13 protein-coding genes are annotated in these 24,232 nt (G+C 44.0%); 9 read left to right on the top strand and 4 right to left on the bottom strand.

Going from position 1 to position 24,232, the window contains the following annotated elements; all coding sequences use genetic code 11:
- Nucleotides 1-10 precede the first annotated feature (10 nt).
- Together BMX56_RS13180 and BMX56_RS13175 are read right to left on the bottom strand one after the other, a co-directional pair.
- A complete protein-coding gene (locus tag BMX56_RS13180; protein ID WP_090648133.1) occupies nt 11-4,138 on the bottom strand; it encodes a two-component regulator propeller domain-containing protein in 4,128 nt (1,375 codons plus the stop codon).
- Between the two features lie 248 nt (nt 4,139-4,386).
- On the bottom strand, nt 4,387-11,322 hold the full coding sequence (locus BMX56_RS13175; protein WP_090648129.1) for a cellulose binding domain-containing protein: 6,936 nt from the start codon (nt 11,320-11,322) through the stop codon (nt 4,387-4,389).
- Between the two features lie 1,005 nt (nt 11,323-12,327).
- Between BMX56_RS13175 and BMX56_RS13170 the strand changes: the two genes are divergently transcribed.
- The 4 genes from BMX56_RS13170 to BMX56_RS13155 all read left to right on the top strand — a co-directional run bounded on the left by BMX56_RS13170 (nt 12,328) and on the right by BMX56_RS13155 (nt 14,497).
- Nucleotides 12,328-12,651, top strand: coding sequence for an ArsR/SmtB family transcription factor (locus BMX56_RS13170; RefSeq protein ID WP_090648125.1), 324 nt, complete (start codon nt 12,328-12,330; stop codon nt 12,649-12,651).
- Nucleotides 12,652-12,669: 18 nt separating this feature from the next.
- Nucleotides 12,670-13,092, top strand: a complete 423-nt coding sequence (locus tag BMX56_RS13165; protein ID WP_090648121.1) for an SRPBCC family protein — start codon at nt 12,670-12,672, stop codon at nt 13,090-13,092.
- Between the two features lie 306 nt (nt 13,093-13,398).
- Nucleotides 13,399-13,971, top strand: a complete 573-nt coding sequence (locus BMX56_RS13160) for a Crp/Fnr family transcriptional regulator (RefSeq protein WP_090649461.1) — start codon at nt 13,399-13,401, stop codon at nt 13,969-13,971.
- Between the two features lie 85 nt (nt 13,972-14,056).
- Nucleotides 14,057-14,497 (top strand): carboxymuconolactone decarboxylase family protein, encoded by a 441-nt coding sequence (locus BMX56_RS13155; protein WP_090648116.1) that lies wholly within the window; start codon nt 14,057-14,059, stop codon nt 14,495-14,497.
- 133 nt (nt 14,498-14,630) lie between these two features.
- On the opposite strand, the gene BMX56_RS13150 is transcribed toward BMX56_RS13155, so the two are convergent.
- Nucleotides 14,631-17,204: a phosphoenolpyruvate carboxylase gene (locus BMX56_RS13150; protein WP_090648111.1), complete on the bottom strand. Its 2,574-nt coding sequence runs from the start codon at nt 17,202-17,204 to the stop codon at nt 14,631-14,633.
- Nucleotides 17,205-17,487: 283 nt separating this feature from the next.
- Between BMX56_RS13150 and BMX56_RS13145 the strand changes: the two genes are divergently transcribed.
- From BMX56_RS13145 to BMX56_RS30160, 5 genes are all read left to right on the top strand, one after another.
- The gene (locus BMX56_RS13145) at nt 17,488-19,632 is read left to right on the top strand and encodes an FUSC family membrane protein (protein WP_090648108.1); all 2,145 of its coding nucleotides are present in this window, start codon (nt 17,488-17,490) and stop codon (nt 19,630-19,632) included.
- Between the two features lie 385 nt (nt 19,633-20,017).
- Entirely contained in the window at nt 20,018-21,781 is a 1,764-nt protein-coding gene (locus BMX56_RS13140) for an ATP-binding protein (RefSeq protein ID WP_090648104.1), read from the top strand.
- Between the two features lie 88 nt (nt 21,782-21,869).
- Complete coding sequence (locus tag BMX56_RS13135) at nt 21,870-22,745, top strand: AraC family transcriptional regulator (RefSeq protein WP_090648101.1); 876 nt, start codon at nt 21,870-21,872, stop codon at nt 22,743-22,745.
- A gap of 13 nt (nt 22,746-22,758) precedes the next feature.
- The gene (locus tag BMX56_RS13130; protein WP_090648094.1) at nt 22,759-23,172 is read left to right on the top strand and encodes a DUF983 domain-containing protein; all 414 of its coding nucleotides are present in this window, start codon (nt 22,759-22,761) and stop codon (nt 23,170-23,172) included.
- Nucleotides 23,173-23,240: 68 nt separating this feature from the next.
- Entirely contained in the window at nt 23,241-23,390 is a 150-nt protein-coding gene (locus tag BMX56_RS30160; protein WP_177183799.1) for a hypothetical protein, read from the top strand.
- Between the two features lie 106 nt (nt 23,391-23,496).
- Here BMX56_RS30160 and BMX56_RS13125 read toward each other — a convergent pair whose 3' ends face one another.
- Nucleotides 23,497-23,826, bottom strand: coding sequence for a hypothetical protein (locus tag BMX56_RS13125; protein ID WP_090648089.1), 330 nt, complete (start codon nt 23,824-23,826; stop codon nt 23,497-23,499).
- Nucleotides 23,827-24,232: the final 406 nt, after the last annotated feature.

Genomic DNA, 24,232 nt, shown 5'->3' with positions numbered 1-24,232 from the left:
GCCTGCCAGCCTACCTGGTGTTTTCGGGCGCCATTCCGGCGCCCAGGTTGTAACTTTTAACAAAGGTTTTCCGGTATTTGCGGATAAAATCTGACGGATTCATTTCAAAAAGCTTGCAAAATTGTTCCCTGAAATACCTTACATCCTGGAAACCAATTTTGTAGGCCACCTCTTTAATCTGCAAATCGCTTTGGATCATCAGTTCGGCAGCTTTCCTGAGCTTAATATGCCTGATAAATTCGGAAATATTTAAACCAGATATCGCCTTTACCTTCCGGAACAAATTAGACCTGCTCATTCCCATTTCCCTGGTGAACACAGACACCGAAAAGTTTTCATCATCCAAATGCTTTTCGATCAAAGAAATACACTTTGTTAAAAAATAGCTGTATTCCTCCGGAATTTTCAGGTTGTTACTCTTCAGCGTCACTTCGTTCAGGAAAAACTGCTTAAGTGTATTCCTGCCTTTTAAAATACTTTTAATACGGGCTATCAGCAGGTCGTTTTCAAAGGGCTTGGTGATATAATCATCAGCACCGCATTCAACCCCCTTTAACTTTATTTCGGGCGAAGAGCTGCCGGTTAAAAGGATTACAGGGATATGGCTAAACGAGGGTGAATCTTTTAATTTTGAACAAAACTCAATCCCGCTGAATTCCTTGATTACCACATCACAAACAATGATGTCAGGATCTGCCTGCATTACAATCTCAAGTCCCTCAACAGTATCTTTTGCTTCATAAACGTTGTAGGAATCTTTAAGCAGCTTGCGAAGGTACTGGCGGATATCGCCGTCATCATCAATAATCAGTACCGATGGCTTGTCCTTTACAATGCTTTCCATCAATTCGCTTACATGATCGGGTTTTTCCGGCTCTTTTAGCAGTCCGGGTTCATGATCTATGATGGCTTCGTTCAGGATCTCAAACGCCGATGAATGAAAAACCGGTTTAGTCACCTCGAGGGGTTTTGTTATCGCATCTGCCCCTGGCAACTCAATTTTGAAAACTGTTCCATCCCCCGGCGTGCTGGTGTATGATAAATGGCCGTTATGAATATCAACATATTTTTTGGCAAGGAATAAACCGATACCAAATCCGCTTTGGTTGGCCCTGTCCGTTGCTTCCTCGCGGTAAAACTTTTCAAAAAGGCGGTCGCCTGTTTCTGCAGAAATTCCGTGCCCGCTGTCACGTACCTCTATTTCAACCTTATCATTTACCTCCCGGATATACATGGCCACGTTACCATGATCGGGCGTGAATTTCAGGGCGTTGGAAAGTAAGTTAAATAACACAATCTCAATTTTTTCCCTGTCAATGCAGGCCAGTATCTCCTGGTCTATATGCAATTGATAATCAATATGTTTTGCCTTAGCCTGGTTATTAAAGCAAGAGAATACTTCGCGGGCAATGTCCGACAGGCTTACCCATTCTTTTTTCAATTCGGTTAGTTCATTATCTGTCGACCGGAAAAGCAGCAACCTGTCCACAAGGCCCAGTAGTCTCCTGGCATTCCGGTATACCGAACTCAGGTCTATCAGGTCGATGTTTTTGCCGTTATTTTGTAGTAATTCCTTTATCGGGTTGGCAATAAGTGTGAGCGGGGTGCGGAATTCGTGCGAAATATTGGTAAAAAAAGCTATCTTCTTTTCATTAAGCTCCTTTTCCTGTTCTACCTTCAGGTTGGCCAGTTTAACTTCATAGTGCAGCTGGTTTTCCTTTTTGTGGTAATAAATGTACCCGTAAACCGATGCAGATATCATACCCATATAAAGCAAATAAGCCCACCAGCTCCTGAACCATGGCGGCAGTACGGTAATGGATACTATTTTTTCTTTTGTATTCCATACCCCATAGCCGTTGGTGGCTTTAATATGCAGGGTGTAATTGCCTTCGCTTAATCTTGAATAATTTAAAACCCGCGCGTTATTAACGTAGTTCCAACTTTTATCCCAGCCTTGCAGGTAATAGGCATACTGTATTTTTTCGGGAAGCGAATACTCCAGGGCCACATACTCCATAGAAAGTACGGCTTTATCATACGGTAACTGTATTTTATCGATATCGTAAATATTAACCGCGTTTTTTATATAGGCATTATTGGCGTTAACGTTTTCATTTTCAATATTAACCTGCGTTATCAGCAAATCCGGAAAGTTGTAAAAACGCCTGATGCTATCCGGGTGAAAAATATTAAACCCTTTTATCCCGCCAAAAAGCAACTCGCCCGACGCCAATTTTCCGGATGCATTAAAATAAAACTGGCTGGATTGCAGCCCGTCTGACCCAAAGTAATTTTCGAATTTTTTTGTCGCGAGCTTTAATTTTGATAAGCCGTTGAAGGTGCTCATCCATATATTTCCCTTTGCATCGTTTTCGATGTTTAATATCGTGTTGTTGGGCAGCCCGTTGTTTTCATTATAAAAGGCTATTTTCCCGGTAGCCAGTTCATATGTCATTAAACCTTTGCCGTGGGTACCAATAAATAAGGTGCCATGGGCAACAAGCAAACTGCGTACTGCAATATTTGACTGTATTACCACCGACTGTCCGGTTTGTTTATTAACCCGCACCAGGTTTTTAAAACTGCCCAGCCACAAATTGCCCTCACCGTCATCGGTCATCGACAGCACGTCGTCTTTAACATCAAAACCTGCCGAAACAAATTCTCCGGCTGCCTTATCAAAATAAAAAAGCCTTTCGCGCTCAACCCCTCCTTTTTCGCCCCTTAAAAGCGTAGCCCAAATTTTGTCGCCGGCATCCTGGTAAATTTTCCAAACGGATTTCCTGCTGTTCGCACTTTTTTGAAACGGTACGTTTTTAAACAAATGAGCGCCCGGATCATAAATATCAACCCCGCCCCCAAATGTGGCTACCCATACCTGGTTTTGTTTATCTTTAATAATTGATGAAACCCGGTTACTGCTTAGCGATCTCGGATTATTATCATCGTGCTGGAAGGTAGTGAATGTATTTTTACCCCTGTTCCATACACTAATACCCGAACCATCTGTGCCAATCCAGATGTTATGGCCTGCATCCTCACCAAACGAAAATGTAAAATTAGATACCAGGCTGTTTTTATTATAAGGCTGATGAACAACGGTTATGAACTGGTTTTTCTTTGGGTCGATAACACTAATCCCTCCCCTTAACGTGCCAATCCATTTACGGCTTTGGTTATCCTCGTAAAGGGAATAAACCGAGTTACTTGAAAGCGTGCCGGCATCCTGCTGCTGGATAAGGGTGCACTGGCCCCCGCCAAATACGTTTACAGTGCCCACACCCAAACCATCAGTTGCCAGCCATAGGCTTTTAGATTTATCAAAGTAAAAATCAAATACTTTGATATTATCAAGCGCCTTGTTACCAAAAACCTGGTGCTTAAGCTGGCTGGTTGCAGTATTAAAAGAAAACATACCCCCGTTTGTGCTTATCCAAAGGTTACCATCAGGGCCTTGCTTCATGCGGTTAGCCAGCGGAAGCGGGCCGCTAACCGGCGCCACGATATTTTTGCCGGGTAAAAACCTGCATAAACCAATATTATCAACAACCAGCCAAATACTGTGGTCGTTAAGGATTGCAAGCGCGGTTACAGTGTATTTCCATTGCTGTTTTTTTTCGGCATTTAACAAGGGTACCTCAACAGCAAAAGCCGCATTTTCATAATAGATCATTAAACCGGCATCTGTGGCCCCGATCATCATATTGCCCGACAAATCCTTTTTCAACACGTTAATCACTTTATCAACCGGCATGGGTGCCAAAGTGCCCGCCGGGCCGGATTTGTAGGTTATCCGCGAAAAACGAAGCGTTTTACTATCCAGGATACCGATACCCAGGCGGGTGCCAACCCAAATCTGGTCCAGCTGGTCCTGCTCCAGGGCGGTGATGGTGTTTTCCGGCAAACTTGCCGGGTCATTTATTTTGTTCCTGAATTTTTTAAAGGTATAGCCGTCAAACCTGTTAAGGCCGTCGAGGGTACCAAACCACATAAACCCAAATTTATCTTTAAAAATGGTGGTTACGGTATTGTTTGACAGGCCCTGCTCAATCCCCAGGTACGACATGGGAAGCGGGGCCGAATCTGCATTATACTTTAACAGTAAAAACGCGGTTATAAAAAGCAATTTCTTCATAAAATGCTGCAGGCTATGGTGCTATTTTTAGCGACAGAATTTACCTGTTTAAGGCGATTTATTAATGGTGTACTAATTTAGCAATTATTAAAATTTTTACCTCTAATAAATGATTGTTTTTTTAACACTTATTTTACCTGCCCGTTATCTGTCTTAAAGCAAAAATGGGGCGCAAACATGCACCCCATCCGGGTTAATACCTTATTTTCATGTAACACCGCATAAATCGCCAGTAGTCATTATCAAAATCAGTTGATAATGATTTTTACGGCATACTGGTTATTTAGTTGCAAGATATAATTACCTGAAGGTATGTTTGTATTCAATTGTACCGGCAATAGGTTCCCGGATTTTGTTGCAGATTTTCTGTATACCACCTTACCATAAAAATCGGTGATGGTAAGCTGCACATCACCATCCGGAATAATTGGCGTTGTACGTACGGTGAAATGTCCGTTTACTACCGGATTTGGATACGTCACAAAACCGGGATTCTCCGTAACCGGCTTTTGGAATTCCATAGCATTATTCCCGCCCAAACTCAGGGCAAATGATGTCGGCTGGTAACTGCCCGGCTCGGTTCCATATATCAGGCTGCCTTTATAGTAAACGCAAACGTGGTTGTTGGCGCTCATTGCGCCTGTTTGGTACGAGTAATCATTAGCCTGGTTAAGCGCCGACCAATCTGCCTTTGCTATCCGGTACTGGATATTTCCCGAACTGGTGAGCGGGTACAACTGCCCCGCCGTCGAGTCTATCTTCAGTTCCAATTCCGAATCGGCGGTGCTATAGGACGGGCTGAGGCCATAAAACTGTCCGCTGATCTTTGTGGTGCCCAGTTTAGCATAATCTATAAAATAGTTAAGGCCGGCGTTAGAATCCTTTGTAAAGAAATAGCGGACCTTTATATCCTTGTAGCTTAAGGCCGTATTGCCGGTATTATCAATCCTCAGGTAAGTACTTATGGTGCTGCTGCCTGCTGCTATGCTTTGTGTAAAAGCGGTAACGGCTGTTGAAGGCTGAATAAGCGAAGGTTCGGTACCCCAAATTAAAACATTGTTTCGGTACAGGGTAAACTTGCTATTCTCGGCATAAGCTGTGCCCGGCTGATATGAATAATCATTACTTTCATCAAATAACGACCAATCTGAATTGGCCACCCGCGTTTGGATTTCCCCGGTATTGGTTTGCGGTGCAAGCATAGCCGTACCGTTATCAAACGAATATTCAATATACCCAAAAGCGTTATTCCTTGGCTGGGTAAGCGGAACGTACCTGCCTTTAATTTTGCTGTTGCCCATTTGCGCGTAATCCACGTAGAAATTTATTCCCGCGTAATTTTCGGCGGTTATCCAGTAGCGGGCGGTCAGCTCGCTGTAAGCTACCCCAATGCTATCTGTGCTGGCTATCATCAAATAAGGCTTGATAGTGTTATTTGTTAGTTGCCCGTTGTCGCCATCTTTATACAATACTTTTAATTGAACAGGCAATATCCTAAACTGCTGACTTACCGCGGCCGAATCATACTGAAAATTGCCCTGCTGCACGGCGGTAATGGTAACAGTACCAGGCCCCACAAGGTGTACAAGCCCATTGTTAACAGCAGCCACCCCAGGATTTGAGCTGATAAAAGTAACCGGAAGCGAAGAGGTGGAGGATGCTGTTATGGTAAAATCAGCATCGCCAAGGCGCTTAACACTGATTGGATTAAAAGTGATTTGCTGCGTTTTTTTACTGACGATTAACGTTTGGGAAACCGGTACCGCCGGACGAAAAAGATCAAAACCAGCCTGCGAAGCCGTTATGCTGACTGTATCGGCCTTAATGATATGTAACTTTCCGTTAACTACCGAAACTACCGAAGTATCAGAACTGGCATACGAAACCGGCAGACCGGAAGAAGCCGTGGCGGCAGGGTCAAAATCCGCATCGCCAACAAATTTGGCAGGTATTGCGGCAAAGGTAATAGCCTGGTCTTTTCCGGTTAAACCGGCTATTTCGGCTGTGCTTAATGCGCGGCCGTAAATCCTGAAATCGTCAATGGCCCCTTTAAACATCGGGTCGTTAAACTGCGATTTGCCCAGATAGTTCTGGGTAGTATTGCCCAGGTCGGCGGGTTTGATGGTGATGGTGGTACTGGTTGCCACAAGCGCGCCGTTAATGAACATGTTAAGCGTGTTGCCGGATTGCGTAATGGCAAGGTGTGTCCAGGTATTTAACGGGAAAGTATAGTTATACCTCAGGTTCAATTCGGCCGGCGTGCCGTTTTTTATACCGTACCCTACAATTGATTTGCCACCGGTAACGCCTGTTTGCACGGTTAAAAACATATAATTAGTGGTGCTTGAGCCAAAGTCAAATACCCGCATCCAGTTTGAAAGGGCATCCATTTTTACCCATGCCGCTATAGTAAAGTTGTTCAGGGTGTTTACAAACCCTGCAGGCAGTGTAGCGTAGGCGGTTGACGTGCCATTTAAATAAAGCGACTGATCAATATAACCGGCCTGTCTTACTGCCGCAGTTGCCATACTGCCATGCACAGCGCTCCAGGAATCGAGTATTTGGGTTCCGCCGGCTTCATTAAACCTGTAATAATGTACCTGGCCAATATTTGGGGTAGCAACGGCTACGGCGCTGTTAGGGTTATCGGCATTATTGATAACGGCCGAAACTACGTAATAATAAGTGGTACCGTTAACCACAGTAGTATCTGCAAACCTGTTTGTTGCTACATTAGCTAATATCGTAAATGGTCCTGCCTGGCTGGCCGAACGTTTTACATTATAAGCCGCACCATTCAGGGCATCCCATTCAAGGATTGTTTTTTTATCGCCGCTTGCCACATTAAGCCCGTCGACAACATTGCTTTTAATAACAAAAGTGATAATAGCGGTAGCGGTTAAAGTATCATTAGAGGCACTTACCGATACCGGGAAAGTGCCAACCTGTACCGGCGTTCCTGAAATAATTCCTGTAGCGGTATTTATAGCTAAACCGGGAGGCAAGCCGGTTGCATTAAAGCTTTTGGGCGAATTTATTGCTGTAACCTGGTAACTGAAGGCAGACCCTACAATGGCCTTAGCCGAATCGGCGCTGGTTAGTAGCGGTGGTGTTGTTCGGTTATCCCTTAAAATTACATCATTGCCGGTACCGCCCTTGTAACTGATGCGAAAATTGGTACCATTAATGTTGACCATCGACAATTCAGGCAGATTTTTAAAAGTTCCGGATACCGCAGCAGTACCGGTATTGTTTATAATAGTAAAAATAGCCCCCCTGGGAACTGAATCAGCCGACAGGCTTTGAATGGATAATAAAGGAGCGTTCAGCGTAACAGAGCCCGCTTTTACCTGGTCGGCACTATCTTTTGCTACTTTAATTTCGGCTTTCAGGGTAGCATCAGCATTCATGGTTAATAGTCCTGTCACCGTCATTGTGCCAATGGCGTTACTACCCGGCGACAAAAACGATCCTGCACCGCTGCCCGAACCTACGGTGAGCGCCGCGGCGCAAGTGCCTATACCACCAATGGTACCGGCATTTACCAATACCGGGCTGGTTACCTGCCCAACGCTATCGATAAGAAAGGCGCCCGCATTTACAGTTGTACCACCGGTATAATTATTAGTGCCGGTAAAGCGCAAAGTGCCCGTTCCCTCTTTAATAATGGCAATTGCGCCGGATATAATGCCGCCGAAGGTTGTGTTTTTGTTTAATGCGCCAATACTGATAACAGGGCTGCCGTTGTCCCTCCTCATTTGCCCGTTTCCTGATAATGCACCAAACTGCAGTACACCGGTAAAGGTAAACCCATGGGCGTCGGTAAAACCGCTGTTTAACACCCAGCTGGCTTTCGCGCTGCCGGATGTAGGCGTATTGAAACGGATGCGTGAGTTGGAGCTTCTGTTTATCGAAATGAAAGTTCCTTCAAAACCGGTGTTATCTCCGTTTAATTGCAAACCCTGAGTGTTATTACCATCGTGTTCAAGGGTTCCCTTACCCAGCAGCCTGCCCGCAAGCGCAAGGCCTCCCCCATCAATATACATATAACTTTTTACCGAATCTTTAACAATTACATCGTTGAAGATAGTGCCGAAGCCATTATTCATCAGTGCCCCACCGTTCAGGATAATCTTACCCGTTCCGGCGGCTCCCGATAGCGGAGCTCCTATTGTACCAGTTCCTGTACCTCCAAGCTGCAATGCAAAGTTTGGCGGCCACCCGCCGGATCCCCCGCCATTTACAATGGTATTTCCCGAATAGGTGTTTAGCCCTTTGAGCACAACCGTGCCCGATCCGCTTTTTACAATTCCGCCGCTGCCGCTTATCACCCCGCCCAGGGTTAAAGCTCCTGCATTAGTGGTAACAGAAACCGGCCTTGTTATAACCACCGGTAAATTAATAACCTGCCCATTGGCCGAATAGTTATAAATATCGTTCCCCACAGTTACACCGTTACCGGTAAAGGTATATGCCGCCGCATTGCTGTTAAATATCAGCCTGGGTATTTCCAGGCCGTTAATATCGTTGTTTAACGCAGTTACTGAAGAATTATTAAAAGTTAAAAGCGCTGGAGAAACAGGCGCCGTAGTGCTTTCCCAGTTGGCAGGGTTTGTCCAGTTGGCGTCGGCTGCTGTTGCGCTCCAGTTGTTTGATGATGCTCCCGGCACACCAAGCACCTCGGCCGAGTTGCCACTTTCGAGGCTCGATCCCTTCGAGGCAACCACATAATAATAGTATCCGCCGTTGCTTAAATTTTGATCTGTATAAGTAGTATCTGTCACTCCGCTTGCTATTATTGTATACGGCCCGCCACTGATTGCCGCACGTTTTATGGTGTAAGTAGCCGCGCCGGTGGCCGTATGCCAGCTAAGGCTGACTTTTGAATCAAGATTGGCGGCACTTAACGACGTAACCAGGGAAGGAGGCAACAGGATACCCGCCTCGTTAGAATTTGAACTTTCCAACGCACCTGCGCTGGCAGTAACCACATAATAGTTAGGCCCCGGGTAGGGATTGGCATCTGTATAAGCAGTTGATACTACATTTGATACGATTACAGAATACGGCCCGCCCGAAGTTAGCGAACGCTTAACGGTATAGCTGGTAGTATTTGGCGATGCAACCCATGAAAGGCTAACGCTGTTGTCATTTTGTTTAATAAGTGCAAGCGATGCCGGCGCCGCGGGTGCAACGTTGTTCCTGACGGTAATTATCAGCAAATCGGATCCGGTGCCGTTAGCGTTAGCTGCTTTCATCGTTACCACATATTTACCAGGCGTAGTTGGCGAACCGGAAATAACCCCTGTTGTCGGATTGACTGACACCCCGGGCGGCAATCCATCGGCCTGGAATGAGGTTGATGAAGGCGATGTAAGTATGGTAAATGAATAGGGCAAATTTACAGTAGCTGTATCTGCGTTTGCACTGGTTATCACCGGCGCCCCGGCAGGAATGGTATTGGTAATGCCAACATCCGTAAAGGTGGACGAGTTTAACGCTGACGCGTTGTGCGAAGTAACACATAACCCAACGTAGGCTGTGGCCGATATTGGTGTTTCTACAGTGGAGATACAGGTCCAGTTTATACCGTCTTCTGCATGGTATGCATAAATTCTGGTGCCCAACCGTTCCAATTTCAGCCAGTAAGGCGCACCTGCAATGCCATGGTTCTGGTAGCCGGCCGGCGGATTATTCCATGATACATTGGTTTTATTCCAGGCCGTGGCACCACGCCAGGAGGCATCCGCCTCGCCCGATTTTTTGATGAACAACCCCACATATTTGGCATTTTCGGCAAGCGACTCGCGGAACATGACCCCAGCCTTTGCATCGGGGCTGGTATTATCTATGGCAGTTACCCGCGTAATGATAGCTGCATCGCCGGTTATTTGTTTAAATGCAAAATGGAAAGCATCCGGAGCCGTAAGCGGTGGCACCGGTATATCGGCCCCGGCGCCTTTTATGGTCCATGTGCCGTTGCTATTGCCTGCGCTTCCGGCCAACCCCACGTTGCCTACATCAATATCAGCAAGGCCTGCAACGCCCGCAAAAGTAGGGTGGGTAATTGGAGCGGGTATTGTTGCTGTAGAATTATCGGCCGTTTTAAGAAACAAAAATGATTCAACCCCTTCTCCTATCAGGCTATCGAGTTTCAGGGTATAGGGTGCCGGCAGGCCTTTGCGTAAAGTATAGGCACCCCGGATAATATTATAAAAATTCATTTTGCGCCTGGCACCCCTGGGGCCACCAAAGCCACCTCCCCAAAACGCGTATGCGCCCCCAAACTTAATGTAAGGAATGTCGGTAGTTTCTGCCTGGTATTGCGAATATAGTTCGCTTGCAGTAAGCAAACGGTTATCCAATTCGCCAAATAAATCTATCCCCTGCTTCCAGGCTACTTCCGCATTCCACGCAAGGGCTTGTAGCTGGCCTGCCCAGTGCCCTTCGTCCCTTCCGCTGTCTCCTACCTCGCCATTACTCAGGCTGTTGGATAATCCCCCGGCTGCATCTTTACGCAGGTCGGCTATAGCCTGGTTCCATTTTGTGGCATCGTCCAAAAAAACAGCTATGGCCAGCGCCGCCTTAAGCTGAATAGCGCCCTGGTTTGCGCCCCTTACCGGGTTTGGTACATCCACCTGCGGCCAAAGCACGTTGTTAAAGTAATTATTAACATTTGTGGTGTTTGCAGCCGTCCATCCAGGGTAGGTAGATTTAAGGATATCCGCGGCAGTAACATACCGTTCGGCGTAATCACCCAGGTCAAGGAAAGTTTCGTCGCCCGTCCACTTGGTGTTTGTTACCGCCCAGGCATTCAGTATATCGGTGGCTTTTTGCGCGTAGGCCGTGTTGCCAGTAAATACATACATAAATGTCAGGTTAAAAACAGCCTGCATGTCGTTCTTGAACGGTGTATTATTAATATCAGGCGCCCTGCCTACAATGGCGAATGGCCCCTGCATGCCATATGTTAACTGCGATTTGGCATCCGCGGCAAACGCAGTATAAGCAGTTTTCCAGGGCTCCACAGCAATATTTGCTTTTAGTTGTGCCAAATCGTAATTGGTAAAGGGGATGCCGGGATGGACAAAGGTTTGCCCGCATGCCTGCTTTGGCGCGGCAATGATAACCGGCAGCACCCACAAAAAAATTAGCTTAAACAGTTTTGGTAGTTGTACTTTCATAATATAGGTTTTAAATAGGCTTCAGTAAAAAAGGCATAACAGGCATGGGCAGCAAACTTCAATTAGCAGTATAATCGGCCGTCTGCCAGGTAGGTTACCGCTGAAATAAAACAGGGGCCTATGGTTCAGATAAGCATACCGGAAATTAAAACCCGCTTAAAAAATTAATTAATTGGTTATTATATCGTACAGACATTGGCTGCCCTACATCAAATCAACAGGCATCAACAAAGCAAATGTCAGTGTTTTACAAATCTTTTAACAGCTGCATAATGGCCAGATACAGGTGGCAAAATGTATTTAAAGCAATTGCAATAAAATGTTATTCACCCTGAAGTATCTCCCCTATCGGCAGCTGTAAGTACAGACAACCGTAAAAGATATATATACTCACCCCGGATATAAATTATTTACAAACCAGGTTATAAATGTAATGCGGATTTTAATGACAACGTAGATGCCTTGGTTATCGAACGGTGGTTCGCGAAGCGATAAAACACGGCTTACCACGAATCTTCTTAAAAAAAAAACCTCATTGCTTGATACCCACCATCATGTATTGAAATTTACATAAACATTCGCTGAACGCTGGCTACGACTCACCCGGTCGAGGCTACGCCCGACCACCCTCTCTTCGGCTTCGCCGGAAAGAGGGTTTTAAAGTTAACTATTTAATAATGTGCTATTTACCTAAATTTACATTTCCCAAACCCTCTTTGCGGCGCAGCCGGAGAGAGGGTCGGCCAGCGCAGCGTAGCCGGGGTGAGTCGTAGCCACCGTGCGATGACACATGGATAGTTGCTTGATTAGAAATATCAAAACATTATAAACATATTTAGGGTTTATAAGGCTTAAAAAACTCAAACAAAACCTCAACAAATGCTCCGAGCGTTGCCAAGACAAAAGACTTCCACCCCAAACTAAAAATGAAAACAAATTTTGCGTAACCATTTGGTTTCATATATATTTGTAACCAAATGGTTTCATATAGTCATTTTTAAACATATGCACCGAGACGTTTTTAAAGCCATTGCCGATCCTACCCGCCGCGAGATCATCAACCTGATTGCCCACCAAAGCATGAACCTGAATGCCGTGGCCGATAACTTTGACATGAGTCGCCCCGCGGTATCCAAACACATTAAAATATTGACCGAATGCGGCTTACTGGTGATTAAGCAGCAAGGCCGCGAACGCTATTGCAGGGCCGACCTGAAGCAATTGAAAGAAGTTACCGACTGGGCCGAACAGTACCGCCGTTTTTGGACCAATAAACTGGATGCCCTTGACGCGTTTTTAACCAACGAACAAAACACACCATCTATATAAACAAAAAATTGAAAAGCTATGAACACAGAACCTTTTGTAATTGAGCGCATTTACAAAGCTCCCATCAGCAAAGTTTGGGCGGCTATTACCGATGTTAATAAAATGGCGGAATGGTATTTTAAGCTGGCCGATTTTAAACCCGTAGTAGGCTTTGAATTTGAATTTACCGGCAGCGACGGCACCACAGAGTTTTTACACAAGTGCAAAGTTACCGAGGTGGTTGACGGCAGCAGGCTTACCCACAGCTGGACGTATGACGGCTATGAGGGCTATTCGGAAGTAACATGGGAGTTGTTCCCCGATGGCGACGGAACCCGCCTTAAACTTACGCATGGAGGCCTGGAAACTTTCCCGGGTTTGCCGTCATTCAAACGCGAAAACTTTGTGGCCGGATGGACACATATTACTGGCACATCGTTGAAAGAGTACCTGGAAAAATAATTAAAACCGGATTGAAGAATCTTGAAAAGAAAGACTTTTGTAGGATTGGGGTAACATGTTTGATAAGGCGCTAAAGGGATATTTGGAAAGGTACTGCCTCGCTCCACTGCCATCCTGAGGAACGAAGGATCTGTCAGCCGTGCATGACCGATAGAAAAGTTCGTAAGTAGATCCTTCGTGCCTCAGAATGACAGTCTTTTTTCGAATGACATCCCCCCCTTTGCGGCCTACGGAATTTTACAACGTGACACGTCCAAGGGGAATAACCCTTTTTGCACAGCCCACTCAATACTTGTATTATTGTATGTGCAATCTACTCTTACAAGCCATATTAAAAAGTTCGTTCAACTTACCGCGGACGAGGAACAGTTGATCAATGCGGCAGTAACTGTAAAAACGGTTAAGAAAAAAATATTCCTGCTGCAACCGGAGCTTGTTTGCAAAGAACTTTTTTTTGTAAGTAAGGGTTGTCTTCGCCTGTATTTCATCAACAAAAAACTAAATGAGCAAACCACACTGTTTGCCATTGAAAACTGGTGGATGACTGATTTTGACAGCCTGGAAAGCGGCCGTGCATCTTCCTGCTACATCCAGGCGGTTGAGCATACCGAAGTCATCAGCATCAGCAAAAATAAACAGGAGGAGCTTTTTGAGGCAGTGCCCAAACTGGAACGCTATTTCAGGATAGTATACCAACGCGCCTTTAGCGCAACCCAAACCCGCATTAAATATATTTATGGCATGAGCGACGAAGAACGTTACCGCCATTTCAGCAGCCTTTTCCCGGCATTTATGCAGCGCGTGCCTCAATATATGCTGGCATCGTACCTGGGCTTTACCCCACAGTTTATGAGTAAAATAAGGGCGAAAAAAGTTTAGCTATCCCTCATTTTCTTAATCTTGATTCATTTTTTGAGGCCTGATTTGTCGCCACCTTTGGGGTATTAAAACAATACAACACAAAATGAAAACAAGAGTAAGTATCGGTAAAACCGACCCGGAAGCCTACAAAATATTATTAAACCTTGATCAATATGTTGCCAAAGGCGTTGTAAGCAAAACCCACCGCGAACTGATTAAGATCCGGTCGTCGCAAATCAATGGCTGTGCGTTTTGTATAGATATGCACACCAAAGACGCGCGCAAAGCCGGCGAAACCGAGCAACGTATTTACGCCCTGAACGCCTGGCGCGAAACACCATTTTTTACCGAAGAAGAGCGGGCCATCCTTGCCTTAACCGAAGAGGTAACCCTGATACAGCACCACGTATCTGATGCCACTTATGAAGCTGCCGCAAAGGTTTTGGATGAAGCGTATATAGCACAGGTAATCCTGGCTATCATCGCCATTAACGCATGGAACAGGTTTGCTATTTCAACAGGGATGGAGCCGAGCCCCCTCTAAATCTCCCCCGGTAGGGGAGACTTTTATTAGCAGGCGGCTTAAGACAAAACAAAACGGCGGGACTTCCTTAAGAAGTCTCGCCGTTTTGTTTTCAAGTCTCCCCTACCGGGGGAGATTTAGAGGGGGCCGGGGCTTACGCCAAATTCCTCCCCGCGTTCACTATACCGTAAACCGTCCTAATCACCAGCTTGCGATAAATTTCTATCAGCTCTTCATCCTTGCAGTTGTTTAAGCACTGCAAGGCGTAATGCTGCATAATAACCAACGGCAATACAATTTTTTCGCGGATGGCAATTGATTTACGTTCAACCGGGTATTCTTCCATTAGTACGGTGCTGCCGGTTAGCTCCAGTAACATGGTGCGGGTAAGCACAAACTCTTCCTTCAGCATTTTCCAGAATTCGCCAAATTTTTTGTCTTTTTCCAGGTAAGCCGTAACCCTGAAATCGGATTTCGACATCGACATCATACAGTTATCAAGCATGGTTTTAAAGAAACCCGATGTTTTGTACAACTCCTGCACCTCGTGCCAGTTGCCATCATCTTTCATCTTTTTTAATGAAGTACCTACCCCATAAAAACCGGGGATACTTTGTTTAAGCTGGCTCCAGGAGGTTACAAAGCTAATGGCGCGTAAATCTTCCAATTTCATAGGCCCGCCGCCGCCGCGTTTGGTTGGCCTGCTGCTGATATTGATTTTTGACAGTAATTTAAGCGGACTGAATTTTTCAAGGTACTCTAAAAATAACGGGTGTGCGCGTAGCGCCATAAAAAGCGAGTAGCTTTCGTCGGCCATTTCCGATATCAATGTTTTGTGCCTGGTACCCAACAAATCTTTACGATCGGGATGCAAGGCAGAAATAATACCGGCGTTAAGCAGTTGCTCCATATTAAACCTTGCCGTTTCAACAGAGCCGTATTGCGAGCTTACTGTTTGGCCCTGTATGGTAAGCTGAATGTGCTCATTTGCAATGTCGTTGCCCATTGAGGCATAAAAACGATGTGTTTTACCGCCGCCACGTGCAGGCGGGCCTCCCCTGCCATCAAAAAATGCCAGGCTGATGCCATATTTACGGGCAATGGCCGTCATTTCAACCTTCGCTTTATATATACTCCAGTTGGCCATTAAATAACCGCCGTCTTTAGTCCCGTCAGAGAAGCCGAGCATAATGGTTTGCCTGTTGCCCCGTAATTTTAAATGTTCAGCGTAATATGGGTGGGTGTACAGTTGCTCCATGATCTCGCCTGCATTAGCAAGATCGTTCACGGTTTCAAACAGCGGCATAAAGTCAACTTTCAGGCTATCTTTTTTCCATCCACTCCATAAAAACAAATCAATCAGCTGCAAAATATCAGATGCACGCTGGCAGTTACTGATAATAAAACGCTGGCAGGCCTTCTCCCCGTTGCTATGCTGAATTTGTTTTATGAGCCTGATGGTGTCCAGCGTATCGCAGGTCATGGCATCGGCATCTTCGGCACGGTGATAGTCAACCTCCTTAAAGGGCAGCTTTTTCAGCTTTTCTTTTTCGTCCAAATCGGTGTAGCCTTCAACAACGCCGGTATCGGCTTGCGAGGTTACAAAATCAAATACATTGCGCAGCACACGGCTATCCTGCCTGATATCGATGGTAGCAAAATAGCAGCCAAACAAGCGTATCTTTTGAATCAGGTTTTCTACAACATCTAAAAACAGCCCGCCGTGGTCGGTTACCAGGGTGTGCTTAATGGTTTGCAGCAAATCTAACAGCTCGCCCTGCAGGTCTTTTGGGTCGGCCTGGTGTTCATTGGCATTCCTGTAAATCAGTTTTTCCAGCTTGGCCATCGGTTTTTCAACCCCACGGAAAGTTATGCGGCGTTTAAGCACCCGGTAATCGCGGTAGTAACACCTGAACAGGCGCTGCCTTAAATACCTGGCTACTTCTTTTGTGCTTTCGGTAGTTACGTTGGGGTTGCCATCCCTGTCGCCGCCCGGCCAAAAGCCCATCTCCAGCAATTGGTTGGTTGGGTCAATCTCAAATTCTTCTTCCAGTTTTGATTGGATGCCCGATACGGCATAATAAAATATGTTTTCTAAAAACCAGGTAAGGCTTATGGCTTCATCAACCGGCGTTGGCGATGTTTTATTAAAGAATGGTGTTTTGCCCAACTGCTGCAGCAACACATCAATAGTGGGGATATCGTTAACTTTTACGGCCTCAATAAGGTCTGTCATAATACCCAGTACAGTACCCGGATAAAATTGGGTTGGGTGGGCGGTAAGTACCAGCCTTAACGAAAAATCTTTAAGTTTCTCGCTTATGCTTTTGCGCGTTTCATCGCTTATGGCCGCTTGTTGTAAAAGGCTTTGCAGTGTACCGGTATCATCAAATTTGCCTATTTTATTAAATGATGAATCTTCAATGGCGTCAAACAAAACCACCTGCCGTTCGATATATTGTATAAAACGGAACATGCGGTTAATTTGCTCGCGATGGTCAATATCCGGTACATATTTTTTAAAAAAACTTTCGATAATTTCTGTAGGCGATGCGTTCATGGCGGCGCCCTTTTCGCAATGCGAGCTAAAAAAGGGCAGTAAAATTCCGGTATCCTTTACCTGGTAAAACGGCAGGGTTTGGAACAAACTGTTATACAACTCAAAACGGGTTACAACTTCGCTGTTAAAAGTTGTTTCCCTTTGACTGAGTTTTGAATTTAACGACATAGCACAAATAAATTGAAGGTTAAAATTGATGGGTAAAGGGCGAGCCACAATACCGGCGGTGAATTTAATTCATTTTTGGCAAAAAATAGATAATTACTAACAAAAAACTAATATTAATGCCATATTTACTAAAACCATGTCAAAATATTTAATTATTGTAAATTTACAGTGCATTTTGGGTGCAAAAAAAGCGTAAATGAAAACATAATATCAGTTTCAACAAAAAACCAATCATAAAAGTATTCATCGTAGCTTTATTGCCGGTAAAAACGGACAAAAAATAATGAAATTTAACACCCGCGAAATCAACAGTTTCTTTTACAGTCAGTATTTTTCTGATGGTTTACGGATCTCGGCTGGCATCCTGCTGCCCTCGCTTTTGTTATTGGAGTTTGACAAATTTGATCTTGGGCTTACCCTATCATTAGGGGCGTTATGCATTTGTGTTATTGATACCCCCGGCCCGGCAACCCACAAGCGCAATGCCATGGCAATTGGCAATTTGTGCCTGCTCATTGTAGCAGTTACCACGGGTTTTGCACGCCTTAATATTTACACCCTGGGGCTCGAAATTACTTTATTCTCTTTCCTGTTCAGCATGTTTACGGTTTATGGCAACAGGGCTGCGTCTGTTGGTACATGCAGCTTGCTCATCATGATATTTATGATGGATAAGGCCCTGGCCCCGTCAGATGTATTGCTGTACTGCCTGCAAATACTGGCAGGGGGAGTATGGTACATGTTATTTAGCCTCATCTTCTTCGGCATCCGGCCTTACCGGGCTGCACAGCAAACCCTTGGCGAAAATGTGGCCGATATTGCCAAATTCCTGCGCATTAAAGCCGAATTTTACAATCCTGAAAGCGATATTGACGAAAATTACCGCAAGTTGGTAAGCCAACAGATACAGGTAAGCCAGCACCAGGATGCCGTGCGCGAATTGTTATTTAAAAGCCGCCTGGTGGTAAGGGAATCGACCCCATCAAGCCGGATCCTGGTTTTAACATTTGTTGACCTGGTAGATATGTTTGAGCAGATTATGGCCACGCACTATGACTATTACCAGATGCGCGAAAAGTTTAAGGATACCGGCGTATTGAACGAGATAGCACGCATTATTCACCACATGGCCGACGAACTTGACGATGTGGCCTATATTGTATTATCAAACACCCGCCACCGCCATGTGATGGATTTTAACCTGGAGCTTGAAAAGCTAAAATTAAAAATAGACGCCATAGGTAAAGATCAGCAGGAAACAAGCACATTGGTGTTAAAAAAGGTGCTCATCAACCTGCGTAACCTTACCGAAAGTATTAACAACATTTACAACTACTATAATTCAAAAACCTTATTAAAATCCACAGAAATAAAGGGTGAAGTAGAGTACTCCCAGTTTGTAACCCACCAGGATTATGCACCACATATTTTCTTTGATAATTTCACATTCGGGTCGGGCGTTTTTAAACACGCGTTGCGGGTATCGCTGGTTTGTTTGGTTGGCTTTATAACAGCCAAAACCATAGCACAGGGCCACCATAGTTATTGGGTATTACTAACTATCATTGTAATATTAAAACCGGGTTTCAGCCTATCCAAACAGCGCAATTACCAAAGGCTGATAGGCACTATCGGCGGCGGCGCAATTGGCATACTCATCTTGAACTTTATACCCGATAGCACCGTTCAGTTTATATTGCTTACCATATTCATGATAGGCGCATACAGCTTTCAGCGGCTAAACTATGTAGTCAGCGTTATTTTCATGACGCCTTATGTGCTTATTTTGTTTAAGTTTTTAGGCGTAGGCCTTTTAAATGTTGCCCAGGAACGAATCCTGGATACCGTGATAGGCTCATCTATCGCATTTATTGCCAGTTACCTCATTTTTCCAACCTGGGAATTTGAGGTAATTGAAGAAACCCTGCGGGATGTGGTAGCGGCCAATATTAAATACCTGATTACCATTGCCGAAAGTTTATCGGGCAAAACCATAGGAACTACCGCTTTCAAGCTGGCCCGTAAGGATATCTATGTAAAATCGGCCAACTTATCGGCTACTTTTGAGCGCATGACATCCGAGCCCAAAAGCAAGCAGCGTAACGTAAAAGAGGTGCACAAATTTGTGGTACTTAACCATATTTTATCATCGTACATAGCCGTTATACAAGCGGGCCTGGTAAAAAATGCGCAACGACCGCACCCCGAGGCACTGCGGTTGCTCAAAAAAAACATATCAGTACTTAACGAAAGCAACAAAAAACTGCATGGCCAAAGCATCGATTTTAACATAGGTAAAACCGCGCCGACCACCGAAATTGACAAACCCGAACTTACTGCCGACGAAAACCTACTAAAAGAGCAACTGGGTTTTATCAATAAAATAAGCTACGATATTGCGAAGGTGACGGATAGCATTTTAAAATAGTATCAAGTAGTTAGTATCAGGTATCAAGATTTTTTTTGCTTTTTTCCACTGCTTGTGTCCTCACAAGCAGCTACCCGTAATGTCCAATTTAACAGCGTAAACTCACAACTCCAGCCTTGATACTTGATACTCATTACTTGATACTAATCCTACGTTACGCCATTGGCCGGTATCCGCGCCGATCCTAACGCAAATTTGTCTGAATCTGAATTAACCGAATTAAAGAATTTCCAGAATTGCCTACCTTGTTGGTCAAATTTACCTCACTACTCACTACTCACTACTCACTACTAATTATTTTTTATTCAAAAAAAATCGCTTATTTAACCTATCTTTTTGACACTTTATCACGTATAAATTCCTTATAATTAATTATTTATTTTAAATGGAAAAGCTGAAACAAATTATTGGTTATGGCGATCCAGCTTTATCGCTCGAGAATAAACTTTTTAATGCCATAGCCTTATTCATTTGTCTTGATAACGTCATATCCATTATTATTAATGTTTTTTTGGGATTTAGCTGGGGGCTGATATTGGCTAATCTTTTTTTACTAATCTTTTCTGCATTTGCATATTATCAAAGCCGTTTTGTACACTATAGTGAAAAAAAAGTCTATATTTTTATTGGCTTTGGTATTGTCGCTATATTCCCCGGTTGGTTTTACAACGGGGGTATCAGCGGATCAACCACCCAGATAGGCATCTTTTTAATTGTATTGATAACGTTATTAATAAAACAACGTTACCACTATATCTTCATCGCTTTGTTGTGTGTTGTATTTGTTACCTGTTATCAGTTAGAAAAAATACATCCCGAATGGGTAACAGGTGCCGCCAACAAAGCATCTGCCGAATTTGACTTGATAGCATCTGCCGTTATTAATATAATAGTAGTTGGTCTATTAATAGGCTTTATTAAAAAAAGCCACGAAAGCGATAAACGGGATTTAATTAAAAAAAGCGAGCAACTGCAACAATCGCAAATTGAACTCAGGTTGTCAAAAGAAGAAGCCGAAGCCGCCACCTTTGCCAAATCAAACTTTTTGGCCAATATGAGCCATGAAATACGGACGCCATTAAACGGCATAATCGGTGCTTCGCAATTACTATCACGATCGGCGCTTACACCAGAGCAGCATGAGCTATTGCAAACCCTGCAATCAAGCGGTCACATCCTCATCAATATCATCAGCGATATTTTAGATATCTCCAAAATAGAGGCCGATAAGCTAACCATTACCCCGGTTACTACCAACATCAGGCATTGCGTTAAAACTATTATCGATATCAGCCAGCCCGGCATTACCAACCTGCGCAAACCCATCAACCTGAGCTACCATGTAGATGATAATGTATCGCAATTTGTTAAGGTTGACGAAGGCCGCCTGCAACAAATTTTGGTAAACCTGATAGGCAATGCCATTAAATTTACCGATGAAGGCGCCGTTACGGTAACCGTAAAAGGATCCCAAATAAAAGATGGGGTACAAGACCTCAGCTTCCGCGTAAAGGATGATGGCATTGGCATCAGCCAGGAATCATTAACGCAATTATTTAAGCCATTTACCCAGGTAAATACAACGGCGTTGCGCAAATATGGCGGCACCGGCCTTGGTCTGTCCATCTGTAAAAAACTGGTCGAACTGATGGGTGGCAAAATATGGGCCATCAGCAAGGAGGCCGAAGGGTCGTTATTTATTTTTAATTTGCCTTTAAGGGTTGCCAATGGCGAATTACCGGCCGACGTAAAAACAGATAACAAAGAAGTATTCCAATACCGCCCGCTAAAAATTCTCCTGGCCGAAGACAATAAAATGAACCAGCTGATTGCAAGCAAAATTTTCAAAAAGGTTGGTTATAGTATAGATATTGCCGAAAATGGCCGGGAAGCAATCCTGATGAGCGACAAGCAGCATTACGATCTCATATTTATGGATGTACAGATGCCTGAAATGGACGGGTTACAGGCTACACGTACCATTATAAAAAAGCAGGGCAAACATGCGCCGCCTATCATTGCCATGACGGCCAATGTTTTAAGCGAGGATGAAAATGAATGTACCATGGCTGGCATGAAAGATTTTGTAAGCAAGCCTTTTACCTTTGAGCGGTTGGAGAATGTGATTCAGAAATGGACTAAAGCTTAATAGATCAAAATAAAAAAATCAGTAAATAGTACCATTCAAACTATGTACAGTACCATTAAAGCGGTGGTATTGTGTGTAGCTTTGAATTATGATACAAAGCATTCCTATTTATGATATTTGTTCCCTGTCCGACGTTCGGCAGGACGATCTGCTGGTAAGCCGGTTTGCGCCGTATCTTGATAGTCATAAAAGTCTGTTTTTTCCGCATAGGCACTCGTTTTATCACCTGGTACTATTTACCCATGGTGCAGGTACGCACAGCATCGATTTTGAACGCTTTGACGTAAAGCCAGGCCAAATATATTTCATGGTTCCGGGGCAGGTGCACTCCTGGCATTTTGAGGGGTTTACAGATGGTTATATCATTAATTTTTCGGAAGCTTTTATCCAGTCGTTTTTATTACAACCGGGATACCTGGATGGTTTTTCGTTTTTTAACGGCAATTTAAACGATGCCGTTGTTAATTTACCCGCCAATAGCTTTGCCACTGTAAAAGAACTGTTTGAGCGCATCATCAATGAAATAAGCAGCCCTGCACCATCTGGCAGCGATATGGTGCGTTTGCTGATGTTACAAATTTTTATCCTTGTAAACAGGCTTAATAATAACCCGGTTACTGCCGGTAAACTAACCTACAACCAAACATTGCTTAAAAATTATCAAAAATTAATTGAACAGCATTACGCCGATATTAAGCTGCCAAAAGATTATGCCGAACTGCTGTACATCACCCCAAACCACCTTAATGCCGTTTGTAAGGACTTATTGGGTTTATCGGCCGGCGAACTGATCCGCAACCGCACTTTGCTGGAGGCTAAGCGCTTGCTTACCAATCCGCAGTTGAGCATAAGCGACATTTCATTCAGGTTGAATTTTAGCGACAATTCCTACTTTACTAAATTTTTCAAAAAAACAGAAGGCGTTACCCCCGAAGAATTTCGCAAACAAATATTAACATCTTAAACTGGATAACATTATGGAAACTACCCAATATAAATTAGCAGCCTGGCCCGCCATAGTACATGCAAAATGCCCCCGTTGCCGCCGTGGCGACTTGTTTGCCAACGGTATGTATGGCTTTAAGGGTCAGGTGATGAACAAAACCTGCACGCACTGCGGCCTTGTTTATGAACGGGAACCCGGGTATTTTTATGTGGCTATGTTTGTGAGCTATGCCCTAAACGTTGCCGAAATGGTTACCCTTGCCGTGGCCATTAGTGTTTTAACCGGCAGCAGTAACCCCTGGCTGTATTGTGCCATTATATTAAGTGTGGCTGTAGTATTATCGCCGTTTAATTTCAGGTATTCAAGGGTGATACTGCTCCACTGGCTTACTCCGGGGTTACATTACCATCCCGAAATGAGCAAGGATAATTTTGTACATCATTAAACCCTGCGTAGCGCTTTCTGTCAAAATTACAACAGTCCACATTTACCGCGACTTTAATTTTTTGAGTTATGAAAGCAAGAATAGAAACCATAAAAACCGACATGTACAAAGTATTTATAACTGGCAATGCCGATAATGTGCAATTAGCCAAAGCCTACTTTTTACTCGCCATTCCCGTGTTAAGCATATTTTTTACATTTGGGCATTTTAAATACTAAGAGCTGCCCGGCAACTTGCAAAAACAAGACAGCCGGTACATTGCTATACCGGCTGCTTGCAACTGTTTCCCTAACTAAATTAAACTAAAAAATTAACTGAATCGAACTATTTGAATTTTTGGGGCAGGCTAAATTGATTGAATACTACTTGAAAATTGTCCAGGTATGAGTACTTTTTATAGACCTGTTTTTGTTTGCCATTAACCGCGTAAAAAAGATATGACTGTGTGTTATCCTTTAAGCCTGTAAGCACAAACAGGCCGGTTTGGTCGGCAGCTATTGTTGAATCATGCACAGGGCTGTCATCGTCGGGCTCCGGCGATGTAAATTCATCTGTTTGCGATTGAACCTGAGGATCGGATGCAAAAACACTGGCACATGCCAATAGTACGAGTGATGCTATCACGAAGAATAAAAAATGGTAAAAAAGTTTCATAGCGATAGGCAGATTAAATTCGGGACTTAGGTATTAAATAAATGTTACATCAAAGATACGGCTTGACATTTAAAAAACACACGGTGTTTTCACTGAAAATGCATACGTAGTTTTACGCAATTTTCAAGATAAATGGGATTTATCAATATTTTTTATAGCTAAACCCAGCAAATTTTGAATTCTTTGTAACATACATATTACAATCATTAGTCATTAGTTATTAGTCATTAGTCATTAGTCATTAGTCATTAGTCATTAGTCATTATGGAAAGCTGCTTTGACGAAGATTGTTTTAACTATTTAACATAATCCAACTCACAACTCACAACTCACAACTCACAACTCACAACTCACAACTCACAACTCACAACTCACAACTCACAACTCACAACTCACAACTCACAAC

This window comes from Mucilaginibacter sp. OK283 (assembly GCF_900110415.1).
GTDB lineage: Bacteria > Bacteroidota > Bacteroidia > Sphingobacteriales > Sphingobacteriaceae > Mucilaginibacter.
This window is presented reverse-complemented; position numbering and strand designations above follow the sequence as displayed.